General features: G+C 73.3%; 16 protein-coding genes. 9 read left to right on the top strand and 7 right to left on the bottom strand.

The features are described 5' to 3' along the window. The first annotated feature begins 69 nt into the window (after positions 1-69). Positions 70-864: a ferritin-like fold-containing protein gene (locus JK363_RS04165; protein ID WP_215910478.1), complete on the top strand. Its 795-nt coding sequence runs from the start codon at positions 70-72 to the stop codon at positions 862-864. A gap of 130 nt (positions 865-994) precedes the next feature. Here JK363_RS04165 and JK363_RS04160 read toward each other — a convergent pair whose 3' ends face one another. From JK363_RS04160 to JK363_RS04145, 4 genes are all read right to left on the bottom strand, one after another. Next, positions 995-1270 (bottom strand): hypothetical protein, encoded by a 276-nt coding sequence (locus tag JK363_RS04160; RefSeq protein ID WP_201871481.1) that lies wholly within the window; start codon positions 1268-1270, stop codon positions 995-997. A gap of 275 nt (positions 1271-1545) precedes the next feature. Further along, positions 1546-1773, bottom strand: coding sequence for a DUF3107 domain-containing protein (locus tag JK363_RS42110; protein WP_201871479.1), 228 nt, complete (start codon positions 1771-1773; stop codon positions 1546-1548). A gap of 166 nt (positions 1774-1939) precedes the next feature. Then, on the bottom strand, positions 1940-2584 hold the full coding sequence (locus tag JK363_RS04150; RefSeq protein WP_201871477.1) for a TetR/AcrR family transcriptional regulator: 645 nt from the start codon (positions 2582-2584) through the stop codon (positions 1940-1942). Between the two features lie 137 nt (positions 2585-2721). Then, a complete protein-coding gene (locus tag JK363_RS04145; protein ID WP_201871476.1) occupies positions 2722-2940 on the bottom strand; it encodes an Rv3202a family protein in 219 nt (72 codons plus the stop codon). 131 nt (positions 2941-3071) lie between these two features. Here JK363_RS04145 and JK363_RS04140 point away from each other — a divergent pair, with 131 nt between their 5' ends. From JK363_RS04140 to moeZ, 7 genes are all read left to right on the top strand, one after another. Beyond that, positions 3072-4106: an alpha/beta fold hydrolase gene (locus JK363_RS04140; RefSeq protein ID WP_201871475.1), complete on the top strand. Its 1035-nt coding sequence runs from the start codon at positions 3072-3074 to the stop codon at positions 4104-4106. A 76-nt stretch (positions 4107-4182) separates the two neighbouring features. Then, a complete protein-coding gene (locus JK363_RS04135) occupies positions 4183-5529 on the top strand; it encodes a DUF3152 domain-containing protein (RefSeq protein ID WP_307821599.1) in 1347 nt (448 codons plus the stop codon). Positions 5530-5756: 227 nt separating this feature from the next. Beyond that, positions 5757-7595, top strand: coding sequence for a DUF3492 domain-containing protein (locus tag JK363_RS04130; RefSeq protein WP_201871473.1), 1839 nt, complete (start codon positions 5757-5759; stop codon positions 7593-7595). Then, positions 7592-9103, top strand: a complete 1512-nt coding sequence (locus tag JK363_RS04125) for a hypothetical protein (protein ID WP_236075533.1) — start codon at positions 7592-7594, stop codon at positions 9101-9103. Before JK363_RS04130 ends, JK363_RS04125 begins: the two co-directional genes overlap by 4 nt. A gap of 106 nt (positions 9104-9209) precedes the next feature. Beyond that, positions 9210-10241 carry an SDR family oxidoreductase gene (locus JK363_RS04120; RefSeq protein WP_201871472.1) on the top strand — a complete coding sequence of 344 codons (1032 nt, stop codon included), beginning with the start codon at positions 9210-9212 and terminating at the stop codon, positions 10239-10241. Then, positions 10229-10996 (top strand): spherulation-specific family 4 protein, encoded by a 768-nt coding sequence (locus tag JK363_RS04115; protein ID WP_201871471.1) that lies wholly within the window; start codon positions 10229-10231, stop codon positions 10994-10996. Before JK363_RS04120 ends, JK363_RS04115 begins: the two co-directional genes overlap by 13 nt. Before the next feature lie 88 nt (positions 10997-11084). After that, a complete protein-coding gene (gene moeZ / locus JK363_RS04110) occupies positions 11085-12263 on the top strand; it encodes an adenylyltransferase/sulfurtransferase MoeZ (protein ID WP_201871470.1) in 1179 nt (392 codons plus the stop codon). Positions 12264-12342: 79 nt separating this feature from the next. Here the strand turns inward: moeZ and JK363_RS04105 are convergent, their stop codons facing one another. From JK363_RS04105 to JK363_RS04095, 3 genes are all read right to left on the bottom strand, one after another. Next, on the bottom strand, positions 12343-13944 hold the full coding sequence (locus JK363_RS04105) for an alpha/beta hydrolase (protein ID WP_201871468.1): 1602 nt from the start codon (positions 13942-13944) through the stop codon (positions 12343-12345). 94 nt (positions 13945-14038) lie between these two features. Beyond that, positions 14039-15565: an alpha/beta hydrolase gene (locus tag JK363_RS04100; protein WP_201871464.1), complete on the bottom strand. Its 1527-nt coding sequence runs from the start codon at positions 15563-15565 to the stop codon at positions 14039-14041. A gap of 197 nt (positions 15566-15762) precedes the next feature. Then, positions 15763-18528, bottom strand: a complete 2766-nt coding sequence (locus tag JK363_RS04095; RefSeq protein ID WP_201871461.1) for a flippase-like domain-containing protein — start codon at positions 18526-18528, stop codon at positions 15763-15765. 203 nt (positions 18529-18731) lie between these two features. Here JK363_RS04095 and JK363_RS04090 point away from each other — a divergent pair, with 203 nt between their 5' ends. Then, the gene (locus JK363_RS04090; RefSeq protein WP_307821598.1) at positions 18732-19118 is read left to right on the top strand and encodes an MGMT family protein; all 387 of its coding nucleotides are present in this window, start codon (positions 18732-18734) and stop codon (positions 19116-19118) included. The last annotated feature ends 164 nt before the right edge of the window (positions 19119-19282 follow it).

Below are 19282 nucleotides of genomic sequence, written 5' to 3'. Positions count from 1 at the left end.
CGCGCGGGGCCGCAGGTCATGGCTGACCAGGGCCTTCCCCATGGCGCTGAGCGGGCTATTGTGCGCTCCATGGAGACGCCTGACACGCCTGAGAACGCCGCAGCCACCGCCGAGGACCGCGCCGGGGAGAGCGCGGCGGACCATCCCGAGGAGCCCGGCGCCGAAGCCACCGGGATCGCCGCCCAGGACTGGGACACGGCCGCCGCCGATCCGCAGTACCGGGCCGCGGTGGTGGATCTGCTCGGCGCCCTCGCCTATGGCGAGCTGGCCGCCTTCGAGCGGCTGGCCGAGGACGCCAAGCTGGCGCCCACGCTGGAGGACAAGGCCGAGCTGGCGAAGATGGCGTCCGCCGAGTTCCACCACTTCGAGCGGCTGCGGGACCGGCTGGCGGCGGTCGGTGAGCGGCCGACGGAGGCGATGGAGCCGTTCGCCGCCGCACTGGACGGCTTCCACCGCCAGACCGCGCCGTCGGACTGGCTGGAGGGCCTGGTCAAGGCGTATGTGGGCGATTCGATCGCCAGCGACTTCTACCGCGAGGTTGCCATCCGGCTCGACGCGGACACCCGCCAACTGGTGCTCCAGGTGCTCGACGACACCGGCCACGCCAGCTTCGCGGTGGAGAAGGTGCGCGCCGCCATCGAGGCCGATCCGCGGGTCGGCGGACGGCTGGCGCTGTGGGCGCGGCGGCTGATGGGCGAGGCGCTGTCGCAGGCGCAGCGAGTGGTCGCGGACCGCGACGCGCTCTCCACGATGCTGGTGGGCGGCATGGCCGACGGCTTCGACCTGGCGGAGGTGGGCCGGATGTTCTCCCGGATCACCGAGGCGCACACCAAGCGGATGGCGGCGCTGGGCCTGGCGGCCTAGCGAAGAGCGGCCTCGCGCGGCTTTCGGCCTCGCGCGGCTTGGCGAAGAGCCGCCTTGCGGAGAACGGCCTCGCGGAGAGCGGCCGGGCCCGGTCCGGGGTCCGGCCGCCCCGGGCCGGTCGTGGGCGGCCTCAGGCCGTGACCGAGCGCCTGCGGCGGGTACGGCCCGCGGGGCGGATGAGCAGCGACAGCAGCGCCGCCGTGAACCCGAGCGCGACGATCAGCACCGCCGCGGACTGGCCCGAGCCCAGCACCGTATGGGCGAGCAGGGCGCCGAAGAGCGCGGCGCCGGGGCCGGTGGACAGCACCAGGGGGCGTGCGGGCAGCCTTCGGGGGCGCCAGCGGCTCGCCCCGTACGCGACGGCGAAACCGATCAGTACCGAGCCGAGCGCTTCCCAGAGGATCATGGCGCGTCCTTCCCGTGAGCGGACCGGGACCGACACGCGATCGCGCGTCGGTCGTGCCCGTCCTACCCCTGCCGGAGAGCGGGCAACCCTGTGACCCGGCAGTGCCGGAAGGAGACGGTGGAGTGCGCGGCGGGCGGGCGCACACGGCACGCGGGGGAGACACGGGGGAGGACAGGCCCAGGGGCGCGCACCACGGGGCGCAGCAGCGCGTACAACGGCGGCGGGGCCCGGTGGATGGATCTCCACCGGGCCCCGCCGCCGTTGCTTGCGACCGCTCAGAGCGCGCCGAATCCGACCTTGCGGGCGGTCGGCTCACCGATCTCGACATACGCGAGCCGGTCGGCCGGGACCAGGATCTTGCGGCCGTGCTCGTCCACCAGGGTCAGCACCTGAGCCTTGCCACCGAGCGCGTCGGCCACCGCGCGCTCGACCTCCTCGGCAGACTGCCCGCTCTCCAAGGTGATCTCGCGGGGCGCGTGCTGCACGCCGATCTTGACCTCCACGGCTTTGTCCCTCCGACGGTCAGTTTGGGGTGCGCGGCCATCCGCGCCGTACGCAGCACACATTAGCCGGGGAGGGCGACCTGCCGGGCGGCCCGGGCACATGCCCGCAGCGAACACGCCCGCCCACGCGAACGCGCGGTCGCGCGGCCGGAGATGGCGGAGCGGCTCAGTGCTGCCCGCCGTCGGCCCCGTGCAGCGGGAACCCCGCGATGCCCCGCCAGGCGAGCGAGGTGAGCAACTGCACCGCGGTATCCCGCGGCACCGCGCTTCCGCTGGAGAGCCAGTAGCGCGCGACGACCTGCGAGACCCCGCCGAGGCCGACGGCCAGGAGCATCGACTCGTCCTTGGACAGGCCGGTGTCCTCGGCGATCACCTCACTGATCGCCTCGGCGCACTGGAGCGAGACCCGGTCCACACGCTCGCGCACGGCCGGCTCGTTGGTCAGGTCGGACTCGAAGACGAGACGGAAGGCGCCGCCCTCCTCCTCGACGTACGCGAAGTACGCGTCCATGGTCGCGGCGACGCGCTGCTTGTTCTCGGTCGTCGAGGCGAGCGCGGTGCGCACCGCCTGGAGCAGTGCCTCGCAGTGCTGGTCGAGCAGGGCGAGATAGAGCTCCAGCTTGCCCGGGAAGTGCTGGTAGAGCACGGGCTTGCTGACCCCCGCGCGCTCGGCGATGTCATCCATCGCCGCCGCGTGGTAGCCCTGTGCGACGAAGACCTCCTGGGCAGCCCCCAGGAGCTGATTGCGTCGGGCTCGGCGCGGCAGGCGCGTACCTCGCGGGCGCGCCTCGGTCTGCTCGATGGCTGTCACGCCGCCTCCCAATTTGAATGTTCTGTGCACGATGTCCACCGCGCCCGCCATCGTACTTTTGGGTAACAGGGCAGCGCGCGGTTCGTGCGGAGAATTTCACGGACCGGACACTATGAAAAGCCCACCATCGGCGCTGGTCACCGGTAGTCCTCCTCACTCACCTCGACGACACGGGCCTGCTCCGCCCGGTCGGCCTCGTTCGCTTCGAGGAGCTCACCGGAGGACGGCTGGTCGTCGCGGTGGGGGACCAGGTCATGGTGTTGTTCGGCGGCGTCCGCCTCGGGGGCCTCGACGTCGAACTCCACGGAGTTGTTGTTGTTCTCGAAGGTCTCGGGGTCGCTCGGGTCGATGGACATGTACTCCCCATTCCCGGAGGCAGCGGAGCACCTCCGTAGTAACGAGCCTAGGAGAGGTCACTTTCGGACGCTACGTCGCCTGTGAGTGCGAACACACGGCCAGCGGCGTGATCGTCTCGTAACATTGCCGCATGTCTGCGACCGAGCCGCCGGAAGCCCGCATTATCGCGGCCGTCCCACCCGCGCGGCCCGCGCGCGTCGGCGCCGGGGAGGAACTGCGCACCGCCCGGCTGCCCGGACTCACCCTGACCGTGCGCTCCCGCCCCCCGGTCGCCTCCGGTCTGCCGCCCGCGCTCTTCGTCCACGGCCTCGGCGGCTCCTCGCTGAACTGGTCCGCGCTGATGGAGGGGCTCGCCGACCGGGTGGACGGTGAGGCGATCGACCTCCCCGGCTTCGGGGACTCCCCGCCGCCGGACGACGGCGACTACTCGATCACCGGCCACGCCCGCGCCGTGATCCGCCATCTCGACGCCGGTGACCGCGGCCCGGTCCATCTGGTGGGCAACTCGATGGGCGGCGCGATCACCACCCGCGTCGCCGCGCTGCGGCCCGATCTGGTGCGCACCCTCACCCTCGTCTCGCCCGCCCTGCCCGAGCTGCGGCCGCCGCGCACCGCGCTGCCCACCGGACTGCTCGCGATACCCGGGGTGACCCGGCTGTTCACTCGGCTGACCCGGGACTGGGACGCCGAGCGGCGCACCCGCGAGGTGATGATGCTCACCTACGGCGATCCGGGGCGGGTCGGCCCGGAGGACTTCGCGCTGGCGGTGGAGGAGTTCCAGCGCCGCCTCGACCTCCCGTATTTCTGGGACGCGCTCGCGCGTTCGGCGCGCGGTGTCGTCGACTCGTACACGCTGGGCGGCCAGCACTCCCTGTGGCGGCAGGCCGAGCGGGTGCTCGCGCCCACGCTCCTCGTCTACGGTATGCGCGACCAACTGGTGTCCATCCGGATGGCACGGCGGGCGAACGCCACCTTCCGTGACTCCCGTCTGTTGACACTGTTGGACGCCGGACACGTCGCGATGATGGAGTATCCGGAAGCAGTGGCTCACGCCATGCGCGAGCTGCTCGATGACGTTGACGGACAAGAATGCCGGGAGAGCCGGGCGGTACGGGGCGCCGTACCGGCACCCGGCGCGGACGGGAGCGGTGCGGCGCGTGGGTAAACACAGCGCACGTGGCAGCCAGGAGGGACGGGGTCACCGGCCCTCCGGCGCGGGTTCCGGTTCCGGCCCCGGGTTCGTGGAGCACAATGCCCCCGGCGCGGCCGGTGCGCCCTCGGGGGCGCCGGGCACCGGGCGCCGCAGGCGCGCCGCACCGGGCGCGGCCGACCCGGCGATGACACCCCCGCAGGGCGTACCGCGGGCGGCGTACGGACCGCAGCCTCCGCCGCCGCGCGCCCGGGGCGGCCATCCGGAGCACCATGAGCCCGGCGGCGGCTGGGGCGCCCTCGGCGGCCCTCGCGCCTCCGCGGGCGCCACGACGATGAACCCGCCGTCGCGCCCCACGGTCTCCGGTGCGGGCGGACTGATGCCCGGCCCGCGCAAGGAGTACCTCGACGCGTTCGGCGCACCGGGCGCGATGGACGACGGCGAGGACGTCTTCGCCGCCGGAGCGCCGGGAGCGGTCCCGACGCCGCGCCGTGCGCGGGAGGCGGCCGGTGCCGGTGCGGACGGCGGAAGCAGTGATGAGTACTTCCCCGGCAACGACGCAGACCACGACGCCGACGGCCCCGGGGACGACGACCCCGAGGACGGCGCGCGGGGCGGCACCAAGGGCGGCAGGGGCCGGACCTTCACCGGTGTCGCCGCGGCTGCCGTGACCACCGTTCTGGCGGTCGTGGTGGCCGGGCAGGTGGCCGGTGGGTCACTGGAGGACAAGAAGCAGCCGCGCGCCCAGGGCGGCGCGGAGCGCGGCCGCTCCGACAACGTCTCGCGCGGTGACGACCGGCCCGCGCCGGCCCAGTCCGCCGGTGCGAGGGCCCACCTGTCGTACAGCGAGAAGATGGCGGCCGTCTTTCCGCTCGACCCGAAGCTGCGCGGCCCCGGTGCGTTCACGACCGTCGGCGGGCACGACAAGGCGCCCGGCCGGGGCGAGGTGCTGCGTTACCGGGTGGACGTGGAGAAGGGGCTGCCCCTCGACGGCGAGCTGTTCGCCGAAGCCGTCCACAAGACGCTCAATGACGACCGGAGTTGGGGCCACGGCGGCAGGTATGCCTTCGAGCGGGTCTCCTCCGGGCCCGCCAAGTTCGTGATCACCCTCGCGAGCCCCGGGACCACCGCGGCCTGGTGCGCCAAGTCCGGACTCGACGTCGCTGAGCTCAACGTCTCCTGTGACTCGGCGCAGACCTCGCGCGTCATGATCAATGCCTATCGGTGGGCGCGGGGCGCCGAGACCTTCGGCGACGACAAGATGCACAGCTACCGGCAGATGCTCATCAACCACGAGGTCGGCCACCGGCTCGGGCACAACCACGAGGTGTGCGGGCGGGACGGCGCGCTCGCCCCGGTGATGATGCAGCAGACGAAGTTCCTGTCGACCGACGGCGCCACCTGCCGCCCCAACGCCTGGCCGTTCCCCAAGCGATAGCCCAACCGTTCCTGCGCGGGCGGCACTCCGCCGGTGGCCCGGAAACGAGCCTTCCGGCCGCTATAGCGCCCAACAACGCCTGAGCGCAGGGAAGGTCACGGGCGTTCACCCCTTTTGGTGGTGCGACGGACAACCGTCCGTCGCGCTGCCGTCATGCGCGCATAACGTGCTCACGCCGCACGACGGCGGCATCACGGCTTGCCCACAGGAAGATCGGGGGTGCGCTCATGCGCGTGGCATTGCTTACGGAGGGTGGCTATCCGTATGCGAACGGTGAGGCGCGGGTGTGGTGCGACCGGCTCGTCCGGGGCCTGGACCAGCATGAGTTCGAGGTCTACGCGCTGAGCCGCAGCGCCCGCCAGGACGCCGAGGGCTGGGCCGAACTCCCCGCCCAGGTGCGGCGGGTGCGCACCGCCCCGCTGTGGGGCGCCCCGCCCGTGCGGCGCGGGGGCCGCAGGCAGCGGCGGCGGTTCGCCGAGCACTTCGGTGAACTGGCCGCAGCGATCGCCTCGCCAGGCGGCCCGGAGCCGGGCACCGGACATCAGGCGGACCGTTTCGCCAACGGTCTCCACGGGCTCGCCGAACTCGCCCTCGAGCACGGCGGACTCCCCGCCGCGCTCCGCTCCGAGGACGCCGTCCGCCTGCTGGAGCGCGCCTGTCACCTCCCCGGTGCCGCGCGCGGCGCCCAGCAGGCGCGGGTCGCCGATCTGCTGACGGTCACCGCGGCGCTGGAGCGCGCGCTGCGGCCCCTGTCGCTGGACTGGTACGGCCCCGGCGGCCTGGCCGGGGCCGATCTGTGTCATGCCACCTCCGGCGGCGCGGCCGCCCTTCCGGGGCTGGTGGCCAAGCGTTTCTTCGGTACCCCGCTGCTGGTCACCGAGTACGGCGTACGGGTGCGCGAGCACTACCTCGAGGGCTGTCCGGTCGGTCCGGCGGACGCGGTGCGGCCCGCCGCCGTCCGCTCCGCGCCCGTCCGTACCCTGCTCTCCGCGTTCCAGGGCCGCCTGGCCGCGGAGGTGTATGCCCGGGCCGCGCTGATCACCCCCGGCAACACCCACGCCCGCCGCTGGCAGGAGCGGTGCGGTGCCGCCCCGGAGCGGTTGCGCACCGTCTACCCCGGTATGGACGCCGCCCGCTTCGCGGAGGTCGGCGAAGGCGGTCAGGGCGTCTCCGGCGGCGACGGCGGTGCGGTCTCCGGTGGCGACGACCGGACGCTGGTGTGGGTGGGCCGTATCGAGCCGCCCAAGGACGTCGTCGCCCTGCTGCACGCGTTCGCGGAGGTGCGGCGCCGGAGGCCGGACGCGCGGCTGCGCATCATCGAGACCCGGCGCGCGGACGCTTCCACGGAACCGGCGGGGAGTGCGCCGGGGGAGGACTACGTCGCCCACTGCCGCGCCCTCGCCGCGCATCTCTTCCCCGACGAGGCCGCGGACGCCCACACCGTCGGCGACAACCCGGTCTCCTTCGAACGGCTCGGCGAGCCCGGTGTGCCCACCCTCCCTCAGGCGTACGCGGCAGGCGGGGTCGTGGTGCTCTCCAGCGTGGTCGAGGGTTTTCCGGTGGGGCTGGTCGAGGCGATGTTCTGCGGGCGGGCCACGGTGTCGACGGATGTGGGCGCGGTATGCGAGGCCATCGGCGGCACCGGGTTGGTGGTGCCCCCGCGCAACCCCCGGGCGCTCGCGGACGCCTGTCTCGCGCTGCTGGGCGACCCCGCCCGCCGCGCGCGCCTGGGCGCCGCGGCACGCGCCCGTGCGCTGGAGCTGTTCACCATCGAGCAGAACGTGGCGGCGTTCCGCGGTATCTACCTGGAGCTGATGTCGCACTGCCCGGTGCGGCGCGAGGAGGTCGGCGAGGGCGGTGCGCCGCTGCCGTTCGCCCTCCCGGCGGAGGCCCATATCCCGGGCCGCTGGACCGCGGGCCGGGACGGCGACCGCTTCGGCCACTGGCTCGCGGCACCCGGCGCGTCCCGCGGCCCGCAGGACCACACCCCCACCTGGGCCGCCCCGCCGCCCCGTGAGCCCCTGAGCGTGGGCCCGCAGGGCAGCGCGACCGAGGAGGGCGCATGACCACGCCCCACGACCCCACCCCGGACGCCCCCACCACCCCTACCTCCCCCGGCGGCTGGAACCGCCCCTCCCGCGCCCTGATCGCCTCCGAGAGGGCTGCACCGGGGGCCGCGGCCCGGACGCCGTACGCGGCGGCGGGGGAGTCCGGCAGGGGCGGCGAACCGCTGTGGCCGGACGCCGCCGCGGGCCGTACGGGCGCGGGGCGGCCGGATACGGCGCGTGACCCGGGAGCCCACGCCCCCTCGGGGGATCCGGCCGGGCCCGAGGCCGGGGCTGCGCCCGGGGACGACAGCGGGGCGCGGCCGACCGGCGCGCCGGGGCGGCGGGGTCCCGCTGATCCGGTGCGCGAGCTGATGCACCGGCATCACGATCTCTGCGCTCGCGCCGTCGATCCGCTGGAGATCGCCGCCGGTCTTGAGGCCCACGGGGTGACGGACCGTACCGCCGCCCGCTTCCGGCATCGTGATGTCTTCGCCCTCGCCGAGGAGCTGTACGCCCGGGTACCCCGCGCCGAGGACCGGGCCGAGGAGCCCGCCGACGCCCCCGCCCCGCGCCCCGAGCGCGGCTCCTGGGCGCTGTGGCCGCTGCCCGGGGCGCTCTGCGCGGTGACCGCCTGGGCGGTCCTCCGGCCCGACATCGCGCCGCCCGCCGTCCGGGCCGCCCTCGGCGTGGCCGGCGCCGTCCTGGTGGGTGTCGCGCTGTGGCTCTGCCTGAGCAGGGGCCCGCTGCGGATCGCCGGACGCGGGCGCGCCGGGCGGCTCGCGGACCTCGCGGGACCGCTCTGCCTCGGCTGGCTCCTGGGCTACGCCGCCTGCGGGGACTGGCTGCTGACCGGGCTGGTGACCGGGGAGCGCGGCGCGTACGACACGGCGCGCGCCGCGGAGACCGCCGTGGTCCTCGCGCTGGCCACGGCGCCCGCGGCCGGGTGCGCCCGCTGGTTCGCGGTACGGGCGCGCCGGAGGCTGACCGGCAGCCGCGGGCTCGAGGAGTTCGCGGCCGGAGTCCGGCCGCTGTTCGTGCTCACCGCCCTCGGCTTCCTGGCCGCGCTGGCGCCCTTGGTGCTCGCGGCCCGGCTCGTCCTCCGCCTGTCGCCGTCCGGCACCGGCTCCGTCACCGCCGCCGAGGCGGCCGCCGCCGCGCTGGCCGCGCTGCTGTTCGCGGCCCGGCTGCTCGCCGTCCACGGCTTCCGCGCGGCGGCGATCAGCGGGCTGGCCGCGGCCGGTGCGGCCGAGGCGGCGGTGGAGGTCACCGCGCTGGCCGCCCGGCTGCCCGGTGGCGCGCCGCTCGGTGCACCCGTGGCGCGGCTGATCGCCGCCCATGGCGCGGCCGTCGTGCCCGCGGCCGCCTGCGCCGCCGCCGCGCTCGGGCTGCTCGGGTACGCCCGCGCCGTCCTGTCCCGCGCCTCGGCCCACAACGCCACCCCGGGCGCCCCCGACGGCCACACCCCCCGCCGCGGCCCGCACCGCGGCGACAGCACCCACCCCGCGCGCTGCGAGGCGCCCCAGTGAACCCGCCACCCCCCGCACGACCGCACCACCCTGCCACCCTTACGAGGAGCGACCACATGAGCGACGACCTGTCCCGTCCACGCGCCCGCGCGGGGAGGCGTGACCGATGAGAGTCCTGCTGCTCGGCTCCGGCGGATACCTCGGCCGCTATGTCGCGGAGCATCTGCTCGCCGACCCGGCCGTCCAGCTCACCGCGCTCGGCCGCGGCGACGACGCCGATGTGCGCTTCGACCTCTCCAGCGGCAGCCCTGGCGCGCTCACCCGCTTCCTCAACGCCGTCCACCCCGGTGTGGTGATCAACTGCGCGGGGGCCACCCGCGGCGGGGCCCGGGAGCTCACCCGGCACAACACGGTGGCCGTGGCGACGGTCTGCGAATCGCTGCGGCGCAGCGGCTGCGGCGCCCGGCTGGTGCAGATCGGCTGCTCCTCGGAGTACGGGCCCTCGCAGCCCGGTTCGTCGACCGCCGAGGACGCCGTGCCGCGCCCCGGCGGCCCGTACGGCGTGAGCAAGCTGGCCGCCACCGAGCTGGTGCTCGGCTCGGGTCTGGACGCGGTGGTGCTGCGGGTGTTCTCCCCGGTCGGGCCCGGCACCCCGGCCGGTTCGCCGCTGGGCAGGCTCGCCGAGGCGATGCGCCGGGCGATGCAGTCGGGGGAGAGCGAGTTGAAGCTGAGCGGGCTCGGCGTCCAGCGGGACTTCGTGGACGTCCGGGATGTGGCGCGCGCGGTGCACGCCGCCTCGCTGTCGGCCGCGCAGGGGGTGGTCAACATCGGCACCGGGCGCGCGGTGCGGCTGCGCGAGGCGGCCGCCGTGCTGGCCCGGGTGGCGGGCTTCGGCGGCTCCCTGCACGAGATCGACGCCCCGTCGGGGCGCGGGCTGGTGCACCACGGGCCCGGCGGCGGGGCCCATGTCCCGGCGCCCGGCCACGGCCCGGGGCACGGCCTCGGCCATCACCCCCACCCGGTGGCGGAGGCGCATTCCACCGGTGGCGGCGCGGCCGCCTTCCCCTACCCGGACGGCTGCGGCAGCTGGCAGCAGGCGGATGTGCGCACCGCCCGCGACCGGCTCGGCTGGCGCTCCAGGATCCCTCTGGAGGAGTCGCTCGCCGACATCTGGATGGAGGCGGCATGTCGCATCTGACCTCCCCGGGTCCGCTGCGCGACATCCCCGCCGCCGATCATGCGCTCGGCCTGGGCGTCCCGGGATATGCGCATCCGCTGGTGGCGCCCACCGAGTGGGCGGAGCTCGCCCGGCCGGGCACCCCGGTGGACTGGGCGGTGCTGTCGGTGGGGCGCGGCCCCGGCTCGCGCCGGGATCCGCACTGGCTCACCGCGGTGGCCCGGCTGCGTGCCGCGGGCGTGCGGGTGCTGGGGCATCTGGACGCCCGCTGCGGCACCCGCCCGTTCGGGGAGCTGGTCTCCGACGCCGACCACTTCCTGGACTGGTACCGGGTCGACGGCTTCCTCCTGGACCGCTGCCCCGCCGACCGCCCCGGCCTCGCGGAGGTCCGCCGTACGGTCACCATGCTGCGCGCGCTGCTCGGCGGGGGACATGTGGTGCTCGGCCAGGGCACCCATCCGTACCCGGAGTACATGGAGATCGCCGAGCAACTGGTGACCTTCCGCGGCGCCTGGCCGGACTACCGTTGGTCCCAGGTCGCGGAGTGGACGGCGGGATATCCGCCCGAACGCTTCTGCCATCTGGTGCACGGCGTCCCCCGGCCGCATCTGGAGGAGGCGCTGCGGATCGCCCGTTGGCAGGGCGCGGGGACGATCTATTTCACCGACCGTACGCACCATCCGGGGCAGCGGATCTCCGCCACCGCCCCCTGGGAAGCCCTGCCCGGCTACTGGGACGACATCGTCTCGCGCATCGGACCGCGTGTCATGGAATGAGATGGGGCGTGGCAGTGTTACGAGAAGAAAACCTCCCCGCTCACGCGGGGGTGCATGTCCGTCTGCTCCCTCCCCTTACGGAGTCCCCGTGTCGCTGCCACCCCTGGTCGAGCCGGCTGCCGAGCTCACCGTCGACGAGGTCCGCAGGTACTCGCGCCATCTGATCATCCCCGATGTCGGGATGGACGGGCAGAAGCGGCTGAAGAACGCCAAGGTCCTCTGTGTGGGCGCGGGCGGCCTCGGCTCCCCGGCCCTGATGTACCTCGCGGCGGCCGGTGTCGGCACCCTCGGCATCGTGGAGTTCGACGAGGTCGACGAGTCCAACCTGCAGCGCCAGATCATCCACAGCCAGTCGGACATCGGTCGCTCCAAGGCCGCGTCGGCGCGTGACTCGGTGCTGGGCATCAACCCGTATGTGAACGTTGTTCTCCATGAGGAGCGCCTCGAGGCGGACAACGTCATGGAGATGTTCTCCCAGTACGACCTGATCGTGGACGGCACGGACAACTTCGCCACCCGCTATCTGGTCAACGACGCGTGCGTGCTGCTGAACAAGCCGTACGTCTGGGGTTCGATCTACCGCTTCGACGGCCAGGCGTCGGTCTTCTGGTCCGAGCACGGCCCCTGCTACCGCTGCCTGTACCCGGAGCCCCCGCCGCCCGGCATGGTGCCGTCCTGCGCCGAGGGCGGTGTGCTGGGCGTGCTGTGCGCCTCCATCGGCTCGATCCAGGTCACCGAGGCGATCAAGGTCCTCACCGGCACCGGCGACCCGCTGGTCGGCCGGCTGATGATCTACGACGCCCTGGAGATGACCTACCGCCAGGTCAAGGTCCGCAAGGACCCGGACTGCGCGGTCTGCGGTCCGAACGCGACGGTCACCGAGCTGATCGACTACGAGGCGTTCTGCGGTGTGGTCTCGGAGGAGGCCCAGGAGGCCGCCGCCGGGTCCACCATCACGCCCAAGCAGCTCAAGGAGTGGATCGACGACGGCGAGAACATCGACATCATCGATGTCCGCGAGCCGAACGAGTACGAGATCGTCTCGATCCCCGGCGCCCGGCTGATCCCGAAGAACGAGTTCCTGATGGGCGGCGCCCTCCAGGAGCTTCCGCAGGACAAGAAGATCGTCTTGCATTGCAAGACGGGTGTCCGCTCCGCGGAGGTCCTGGCCGTGCTGAAGTCCGCGGGCTTCGCGGACGCCGTGCACGTGGGTGGCGGTGTGATCGGCTGGGTCAACCAGATCGAGCCCGAGAAGCCCGTCTACTGAGGCGCGCGCCCGCTGTCGGGACACCGAACGCCCGCGGGGCCCGGACCGGTGACGGTCCGGGCCCCGCGGGCATATCCGGCTAGGAACAGGTGGTGCCGCTTGAGGGCACCTTCCCGTTCAGCAGATAGGCGTTCACCGTCTTGGTCATACAGGCGTTGCCGCTGTTGTACGCGCCGTGGCCCTGGCCCTTGTAGGTGACCTCGACCCCCACGCCCGGGCCGAGTTCCCCGACCATCCTGCGCGCCCCGGCGTACGGGGTGGCCGGGTCACCGGTGTTGCCGACCACGAGGATCGGCGCCGAGCCCTTGGCGCTCACCTCCGGGCCGTCCGCCGTGCCGTCCACGGGCCAGTTGGTGCAGCCGAGCATGCCCCAGGCCAGATACTCACCGAAGACCGGCGCGGCCTTGCGGAACCGGGGCAGCTGGGTCTTCACATCGTCGACCGTGTAGCGCTGCTTGTCGTCCACGCAGTTGATGGCCGTATTGGCGGCGTTGATATTGCTGTAGCGGCCGTTTTCATCACGCCCGGCCAGGGAATCCGACATCGCCAGCAGCATGTTGCCCTTGCCGAAGTGCATCGCTTCCTGAAGGGCGGTCGTCAGGATGTTCCAGCTTTCCCGGTCGTACAGCGCGGCGGCGATTCCGCCCAGCGCGCCGTCCTGGGTGAGCTTGCGGCCGCTCGCGGTGGCCAGCGGCTTTTTGTCCAGCTTTTTCAGAAACGCGGCGATCTTGGCGTCACCCGCTTCGGCATCGCCACCGGTCGGGCAGGCAACGCCCTTCTTGGCACAGTCCTTCAGATAGTTGTCGAGGGCCAGTTGAAATCCCTTGGCCTGGCCGTAGGCACTCTCTTCGGGGTCCTCGGTCGGGTCGACGACGGCGTCGAGCACCGCACGTCCCACATGCCGGGGGAAGAGATGGGCGTAGACGCCGCCGAGTTCGGTGCCGTACGAGATACCGAAGTACGAGAGTTTCTTGTCGCCGAGCACCTGGCGCATGAGATCCATGTCCCGGGCGGCGCTGACGGTGTCCACATGGGGCAGCACCCGGCCGGACTTCTTCTTGCACGCGGCGCCGAATTTCCGGGAGTCCGCCAGCGCGGCCTTGAGCTCGTCCTCGTCGTCCGGTGTGCCGTCGATGGCGTCGGCCGCGTCCATCTCCTTGTCGCTCAGACAGGTCACACCCGCGCTCTCGCCGACTCCACGCGGATCAAAGCTCACCAGGTCATAGCGGGTGCGCAGCTCCGCGTAGTCGTCGGCGAAGCTGGGCAGCGAGGAGACACCGGAACCGCCGGGGCCGCCGAAATTGAACACCAGGGAGCCGATCCGCCGGTCCTTGTCGGTGGCCTTGGCCCGGATCATGGCGAGATCGATCGTTTCGCCGTCCGGCTTTCCGTAATCGAGCGGAGCCTTGAGCGTGGCGCATTCCCACTCGCTCCCCGGAGCCGCACCGGTGCCCTGGATCGGCGACGGCGGAGGGCAGGATTCCCACTTCGGCTTCTGGCCGGTGAGCGAATCCGGCAGGGAGCTGTCCGATGCGGGCGGAGCCTGGGCGGACGGAGTGGACTGCCCGTTGCCCTGGTCGTTTCCGCCGTCGCCATTGCAGCCGGCGACAGCGGCGAGAGCGACCACGACGGCCGCGGAGACCAGTGCCCTGGTCCGTATGGTGCGTAGGGAACTCGACATAACCGGTGATCCTAGGAGGTGGTGGAAGCGTGCGTGTTCGCGCCTCTTCTCAATACCGTCACGGTGGGTGCCGTGGTCGGTGCCACCGCATTTCCTACGTACAGACCTTGCCCTTTTCAGGCACTTTGCCCTGGAGGAGATAGGCGTTGGCGATCCGGCGGACACAGCCGCTGCCGCTGTCGTACGCCCCGTGGCCCTGTCCCTTGTAGGTGAGTTCGACGCCGACGCCGGGACCGAGTTCCTGTGCCATCTTCCGCGTCCCGGAGTAGGGCGTGGCCGGGTCGCCGGTGTTTCCGACGACCAGGATGGGCGCGGCGCCGGGGGCGCTGACGTCCGGTGTGGTCCAGGTGCCGGGCACCGGCCAACCGGTGCACTGGGTGAGGCTCCAGGCCAGGAAGTCGCCGAAGACCGGGGACGCCTTGCGGAAGGCGGGCAGTTTCCGCTCGATGTCGCCGACCGTGTAGCGCTGTTTGTAGTCGGCGCAGGTGATGGCGGTCAGGGATGCCTGGAGGGTGCTGTAGTCGCCGTCCTGGTCCCGTCCGTTCATGGCGTCGCCCAGGGCGAGCAGGATCCTGCCGTCGCCCTGCCGGGCGGCGGCGAGCCCCTGGGTGAGGTACTGCCAGAACTGCTCCGAGTACAGGGACTGCGCGATACCGCCCGAGGCCAGCGACTCGGTCAGCTTCCGGCCCTGGCCGGTGGGCAGCGGACGGGTGTCAAGCCGCTTCAGGAAGGCGCGGATCTGCGCCGCGGTGGGGCAGCTCGTGGCGCCGCCCATCCCGCCGCTCCGGTCGCAGTCCTTCACGTAGTTGTTCAGCGCGAGCTGGAACCCCTTGGCCTGACCGAGCGCCCCCTGCTCCGGTGTCTGCGCGGGGTCCACGACCCCGTCGAAGAGCGCGCGGCCCACCGTGCGCGGGTACAGGTGGGCGTAGACACCGCCGAGTTCGGTGCCGTACGAGATGCCGAAGTAGTGCAGCTTGCGGTCGCCGAGGACACGGCGCATCAGGTCCATGTCGCGGGCGGCGTTGGTGGTGCCGACATGGGGCAGCACCTTTCCGGAGTTCTTCTCGCACGCGGCCGCGTACCCCTTGACCCGCCGGACCAGGCCCTTCACCTCGGTGGGGGTGTCCGGGGTGGCATCGGCGGCGTAGTAGGCGTCGAGCTGTTCACCGTCGAGACAGCGCACCCCGCTGCTGCGGCCGACGCCGCGCGGGTCGAAGCTCACCAGGTCGTAGCGGGTGCGCAGTTGGCGGTAGCTGTCGGCCAGGGCCGGGAGGGTGGCGACGCCGGAGCCGCCGGGGCCGCCGAAGTTGAAGATGAGCGAACCGATCCGGTGGCGGCGGTCGGTGGCCTTGGCGCGGATCATGGCGATGCCGATGGTGTCGCCGTCCGGCTTCCGGTAGTCCAGCGGCACATGGAGCGTCGCGCACTCCCACTCCTTGCCCGGGGCTTCGGTGGCGCTGCCGTCCTGGCTGTCCGAGGGGGCCGGGCAGGGCGCCCAGTCCAGCTTCTGCCCCGCGGAGGTGTCCGGCCGCTCCCCGCCGCCACCGCCGCATCCGGCCGTGAGGGCGGTCAGCAGCAGGACGGCGGCGGACAGCGCACCGGTGCGCAGGGGTCGGGACACGGCGGCTCTCCCAGGGGTGGGCGGCGTACCGCCATCCTCGGGCGCCCGCAGCCGGGCCGCGCGCACAGCTCGGACGCACGGGTGAGGAGGGCCCGCCGGAGGGGCCGTACGGCGGCGTCCCGGGGCGCGGACCCCGGGCGGCAGTGGTACGGGCCGGAACGGCCTCCGGAAGGCGCCCTGTCGTGGCCGCTGCGCCCCTACAGCGCCTCTTTGCGGGTGAGGTGGGTGAAGGCCAGCCAGCCGGGCAGCACCGGCAGCCAGAAGACCATCAGCCGGAAGAGCAGCACCGCGGGCGCGGCGGTCTCGTACGGCAGCCCGGCGAAGGTCAGACCGGCGATCAGCGCGGCCTCGACCGCCCCGACACCGCCCGGGGTGGGGGCCGCCGACCCCAGGGCGTTGCCCGCGAGGAAGACGACCGCGATGCTCGCGTAGCTCAGCTCACCGCCGAACGCCCGGATCGAGGCGTCGAGGCACAGCACGTTCGCGAGGGTCAGCAGCAGCATCCCGCCGATGCCCGCGACCAGCTTCCTGGGCCGCTGGAGGACGTCCAGCATGCGCGGGACGACACCCGCGAACAGGGAACGCACCCGGGTGGAGACGAACTTCCGCAGGACGGGAATCGCGGTCACCACCAGGACCAGCACCGCGGCCGTCAGCAGCCCGGCGATCACGGTCCGGGACGGTGAGAGGGTCGGGGTGCGCTCGGTCCCGGTGATGTAGCCGAAGGTCAGCAGCAGCACGATATGGCTGGCGAGACCGAACAGCTGGGAGGCCCCGACACTGGCCACCGCGAGCCCCGGCCGCACCCCCGCGCGCTGGAGGAAGCGGGTGTTGAGGGCGACGCCGCCGACTGCCGCGGGCGCCACCAGCTTCACGAACGAGGCGGCCACCTGCGCCAGCACCGTCCGCCCGAAGGGCACCTTCTCGGGGACGAAGCCCAGCAGGCTCATGGCCGCGGCCACATACGTCAGCGCGGAGAACAGGAGCGCGAAGACCACCCAGATCCAGTTGGCCTCGCCGACCAGTGCGCCCAGCTTGATGTGGGTGAACTGGGAGAGCAGGAAGTACGCGGCGAAGGCGCCCGCGCAGAAGCTGACCAGGGTGCGCGGTTTGATGCGCTCCAGCCGGACCGGCTCTATGGGCGCCTGCGGCCGCACCAGCAGTACCTGCTGACGGATCTGGGCGAGCAGATCTTCTTCGCGCGCGCCCTCCAGGGCCTCCTCGATCGCCCGCTTCTCCGCCTGCTTCTCGGCCTTCTGGGCCTTGCGGTCGCTGGTGGGCGTCTCGTCCTCGCGGGCCTCCCGCGTCTCCTTGGCCTCCTTGGCCGCGCGCGACGCCTCCAGCACCGCTTCGCGCTGTCGCTGGGCCCGCTCCCGCGCCAGCTGGCGCAGGGTCGCGCGGGTGCCGCGGCCCAGCGCCAGCGGCTGGAGCAGCGGGAGGCTGTCGGCGACCGCGTCCGGGCCGAGGACCTCGACCGCCGCCGCCACCGAGCGCTCGGCGCCGACCCGCAGCCCGAGGGTGGCGAGCAGCTGGGCGATGTCCATCCGCAGCACCACATCACCGGCCGCGATCTCGCCGCCCCGCAGATCGGTGAGGACCACCCGGCCGTCGCGGTCGACCATCAGTGCGTCGCTGTCCAGCCGCCGGTGGGCGATCCGCCGCGACTGGAGCGCCTGCACCTGATGCCAGGCCCCGGCCAGCAGCTCATCGGTGAGCTCCTCGTCCGGCAGGGCGTGCAGTGGACGGCCGCCGATGTGCTCGTAGACCAGCATCACCGCGTCCGGGCCCAGCTCGGAGGTGGCGATCAGCTTGGGCGCGTTGGCCCCCGCGGCGATGGCCGCGTACGCGAGCAGCGCCTCCTGCTCCAGGGCCTGGCGCAGCGACTGGAGGCTGCGGGGCGGGGTGATGGTGCGCAGGGTCAGCCGCTGCCAGACGCTGTAGAAGAACCCCTGGGCCTGCTGTTCGCGGTCGACGACGGTGACGTCCAAGGGCGGGCCGTCCTCCAGGGTGACCAGATAGCGGCGGCCCCGGTCCCCGTGGTTGGCCTGGTCGCCCTCCGCGGGCTCCTCGGCGCGCATCGCGCTGACCGGGTGGAAGCCCACCCGGCGCAGCCCGGCGAGCAGGTTCTGCCCGGTGGGCCGGACGTTGGGGGAGCCGACGGCGTAGAGCGTGCCGTAGGCGACGGTCCAGCCGATCAGCACGGTGATGATGATCGAGAACGGGGTGGTGTAGCCGCCCACGAGCACCGCGAAGGCGTCGAGCAGCAGCACGCACCACATGGCGACCCGCCAGCGCGGGCGGCGGGCCATGCCGACGGCCGTCATATAGGCGATGACGGGGGCGAGATAGCCGTGGACGGGGTCGCTGAAGGTGCCGCCGGGGGCGGGCTGGGTGAGCGCCTCGCGGATCGACTGCGGGGCGCCGTCCGCGACCCACAGGTCCGTGGTGAGCGACACCCCGTGGGCGAGCACCGCCGCCAGGACGCCGTCGGCGATCCGCAGTCCGTCCCGTTTGATCAGCCGCTCGATGGCGAAGGCCACCGGGAGGACGAGGACGGCGACGCTGGCCGTCAGCCCGGCGAAGTCGATCAGCAGCGGGGGCGCCTGTTTGGTGCCGTGGCCGATGTCCTTCTCCAGGCCCGCCGTGGTGCCGTGCGCGAAGGCCGCGATGGCGAGCACGATGGCCATGCCCAGCACGCCGAGCAGCAGCCGCATGAGATCGGAGGGGCGGTGGACCCGGGCGGGCAGCAGCGGCTCGTCCCCGGAGACCCGGTCGACATGCGGCTCGGGGCAGTCGTCGCCCTGGGGGCCGTCGGGGTCCGGGTCGGGGTCGGGGTGGCGGCCGTCGTGGCTCTCGGGGACGCCGGGCCGGGGGTCGGGACGCGACAACGCCTCAGAGGTGCGGGCCTCCTCCTCAGGAGGCTGCGCACCCTGCTTCGCCGTCTCTTCTTGATCTCGTATCACCAGTCACCGCCCGGAAGATGGTGGCATGCCCGGGAGGCGGATGAGGGCATCAGGGTGCATTTCGGGGGCGTGAACCTCGGATCGTACGCCGTGTAAAAGATTCCCGCACACTGAGTGATCACACCGCGACGGGGGAGGTTCGGCCTGAAATGGGGGTGCGCGCGCCCCGGGGGCTGTCGGTGGTGTGCGGCAGGATGGGCCCGATGAGCCGGGAGAACGAGGGGCCGGGGGCCGACGAGCTGCCCGAGTACGCGGAGCGGGTGCTGGAGGTCGCCGAGCTGATCCCGCCGGGCCGCGTGATGACCTACGGGGATATCGCCGAGTGGCTCGGGGAGGGCGGGCCCCGCCAGGTCGGCCGGGTGATGGCGCTCTACGGGGGCGCCGTGCCGTGGTGGCGGGTGGTCCGCGCGGACGGTGCGCTGCTGCCCGGCCACGAGCTGCGCGCGCTCGCCCACTACCGCGAGGAGGGCACCCCGCTGCGCCAGGCCCCGCGGTCGGCCGAGGGCCATCTGCCCCGGCTCGACATGACCAGGGCCCGCTGGGACGGCGATCACCCCGGGAGCGGAAGCGGGCCGCCGCGCCCGGCGTAGCGCGGGTGCGGTGAACGCGGTGCCCGGGAACCGGGCCCGGCCGGGCATGGGCCGTACGGCCGCGGTGCGCGAGGTTCCGAACGGCGCGGGGCGCCCCGGCGCGGCTTCGGGGCGCGCGCGTTCGCCCGCCGTGCCCCGCGCCGGAGCGGGCCAGGGGCGCGCGG

Source organism: Streptomyces coffeae, from assembly GCF_016741875.1.
Taxonomy (GTDB): Bacteria; Actinomycetota; Actinomycetes; order Streptomycetales; family Streptomycetaceae; genus Streptomyces; species Streptomyces coffeae.
Note: the sequence above shows the minus strand (reverse complement) of the source record. Positions and strands in the feature narration are given on the sequence as shown.

Excerpts from the sequence above, each read along its gene's own strand:
- JK363_RS04160 (WP_201871481.1), bottom strand. The coding sequence starts at position 1,270 with ATGATCCTCTGGGAAGCGCTCGGCTCGGTACTGATCGGTTTCGCCGTC.
- JK363_RS04125 (WP_236075533.1), top strand. The coding sequence starts at position 7,592 with ATGACCACGCCCCACGACCCCACCCCGGACGCCCCCACCACCCCTACC.
- JK363_RS04115 (WP_201871471.1), top strand. The coding sequence starts at position 10,229 with ATGTCGCATCTGACCTCCCCGGGTCCGCTGCGCGACATCCCCGCCGCC.
- JK363_RS04090 (WP_307821598.1), top strand. The coding sequence starts at position 18,732 with ATGAGCCGGGAGAACGAGGGGCCGGGGGCCGACGAGCTGCCCGAGTAC.
- JK363_RS04140 (WP_201871475.1), top strand. The coding sequence starts at position 3,072 with ATGTCTGCGACCGAGCCGCCGGAAGCCCGCATTATCGCGGCCGTCCCA.
- JK363_RS04145 (WP_201871476.1), bottom strand. The coding sequence starts at position 2,940 with ATGTCCATCGACCCGAGCGACCCCGAGACCTTCGAGAACAACAACAAC.
- JK363_RS04105 (WP_201871468.1), bottom strand. The coding sequence starts at position 13,944 with ATGTCGAGTTCCCTACGCACCATACGGACCAGGGCACTGGTCTCCGCG.
- JK363_RS04120 (WP_201871472.1), top strand. The coding sequence starts at position 9,210 with ATGAGAGTCCTGCTGCTCGGCTCCGGCGGATACCTCGGCCGCTATGTC.
- JK363_RS04165 (WP_215910478.1), top strand. The coding sequence starts at position 70 with ATGGAGACGCCTGACACGCCTGAGAACGCCGCAGCCACCGCCGAGGAC.
- JK363_RS04130 (WP_201871473.1), top strand. The coding sequence starts at position 5,757 with ATGCGCGTGGCATTGCTTACGGAGGGTGGCTATCCGTATGCGAACGGT.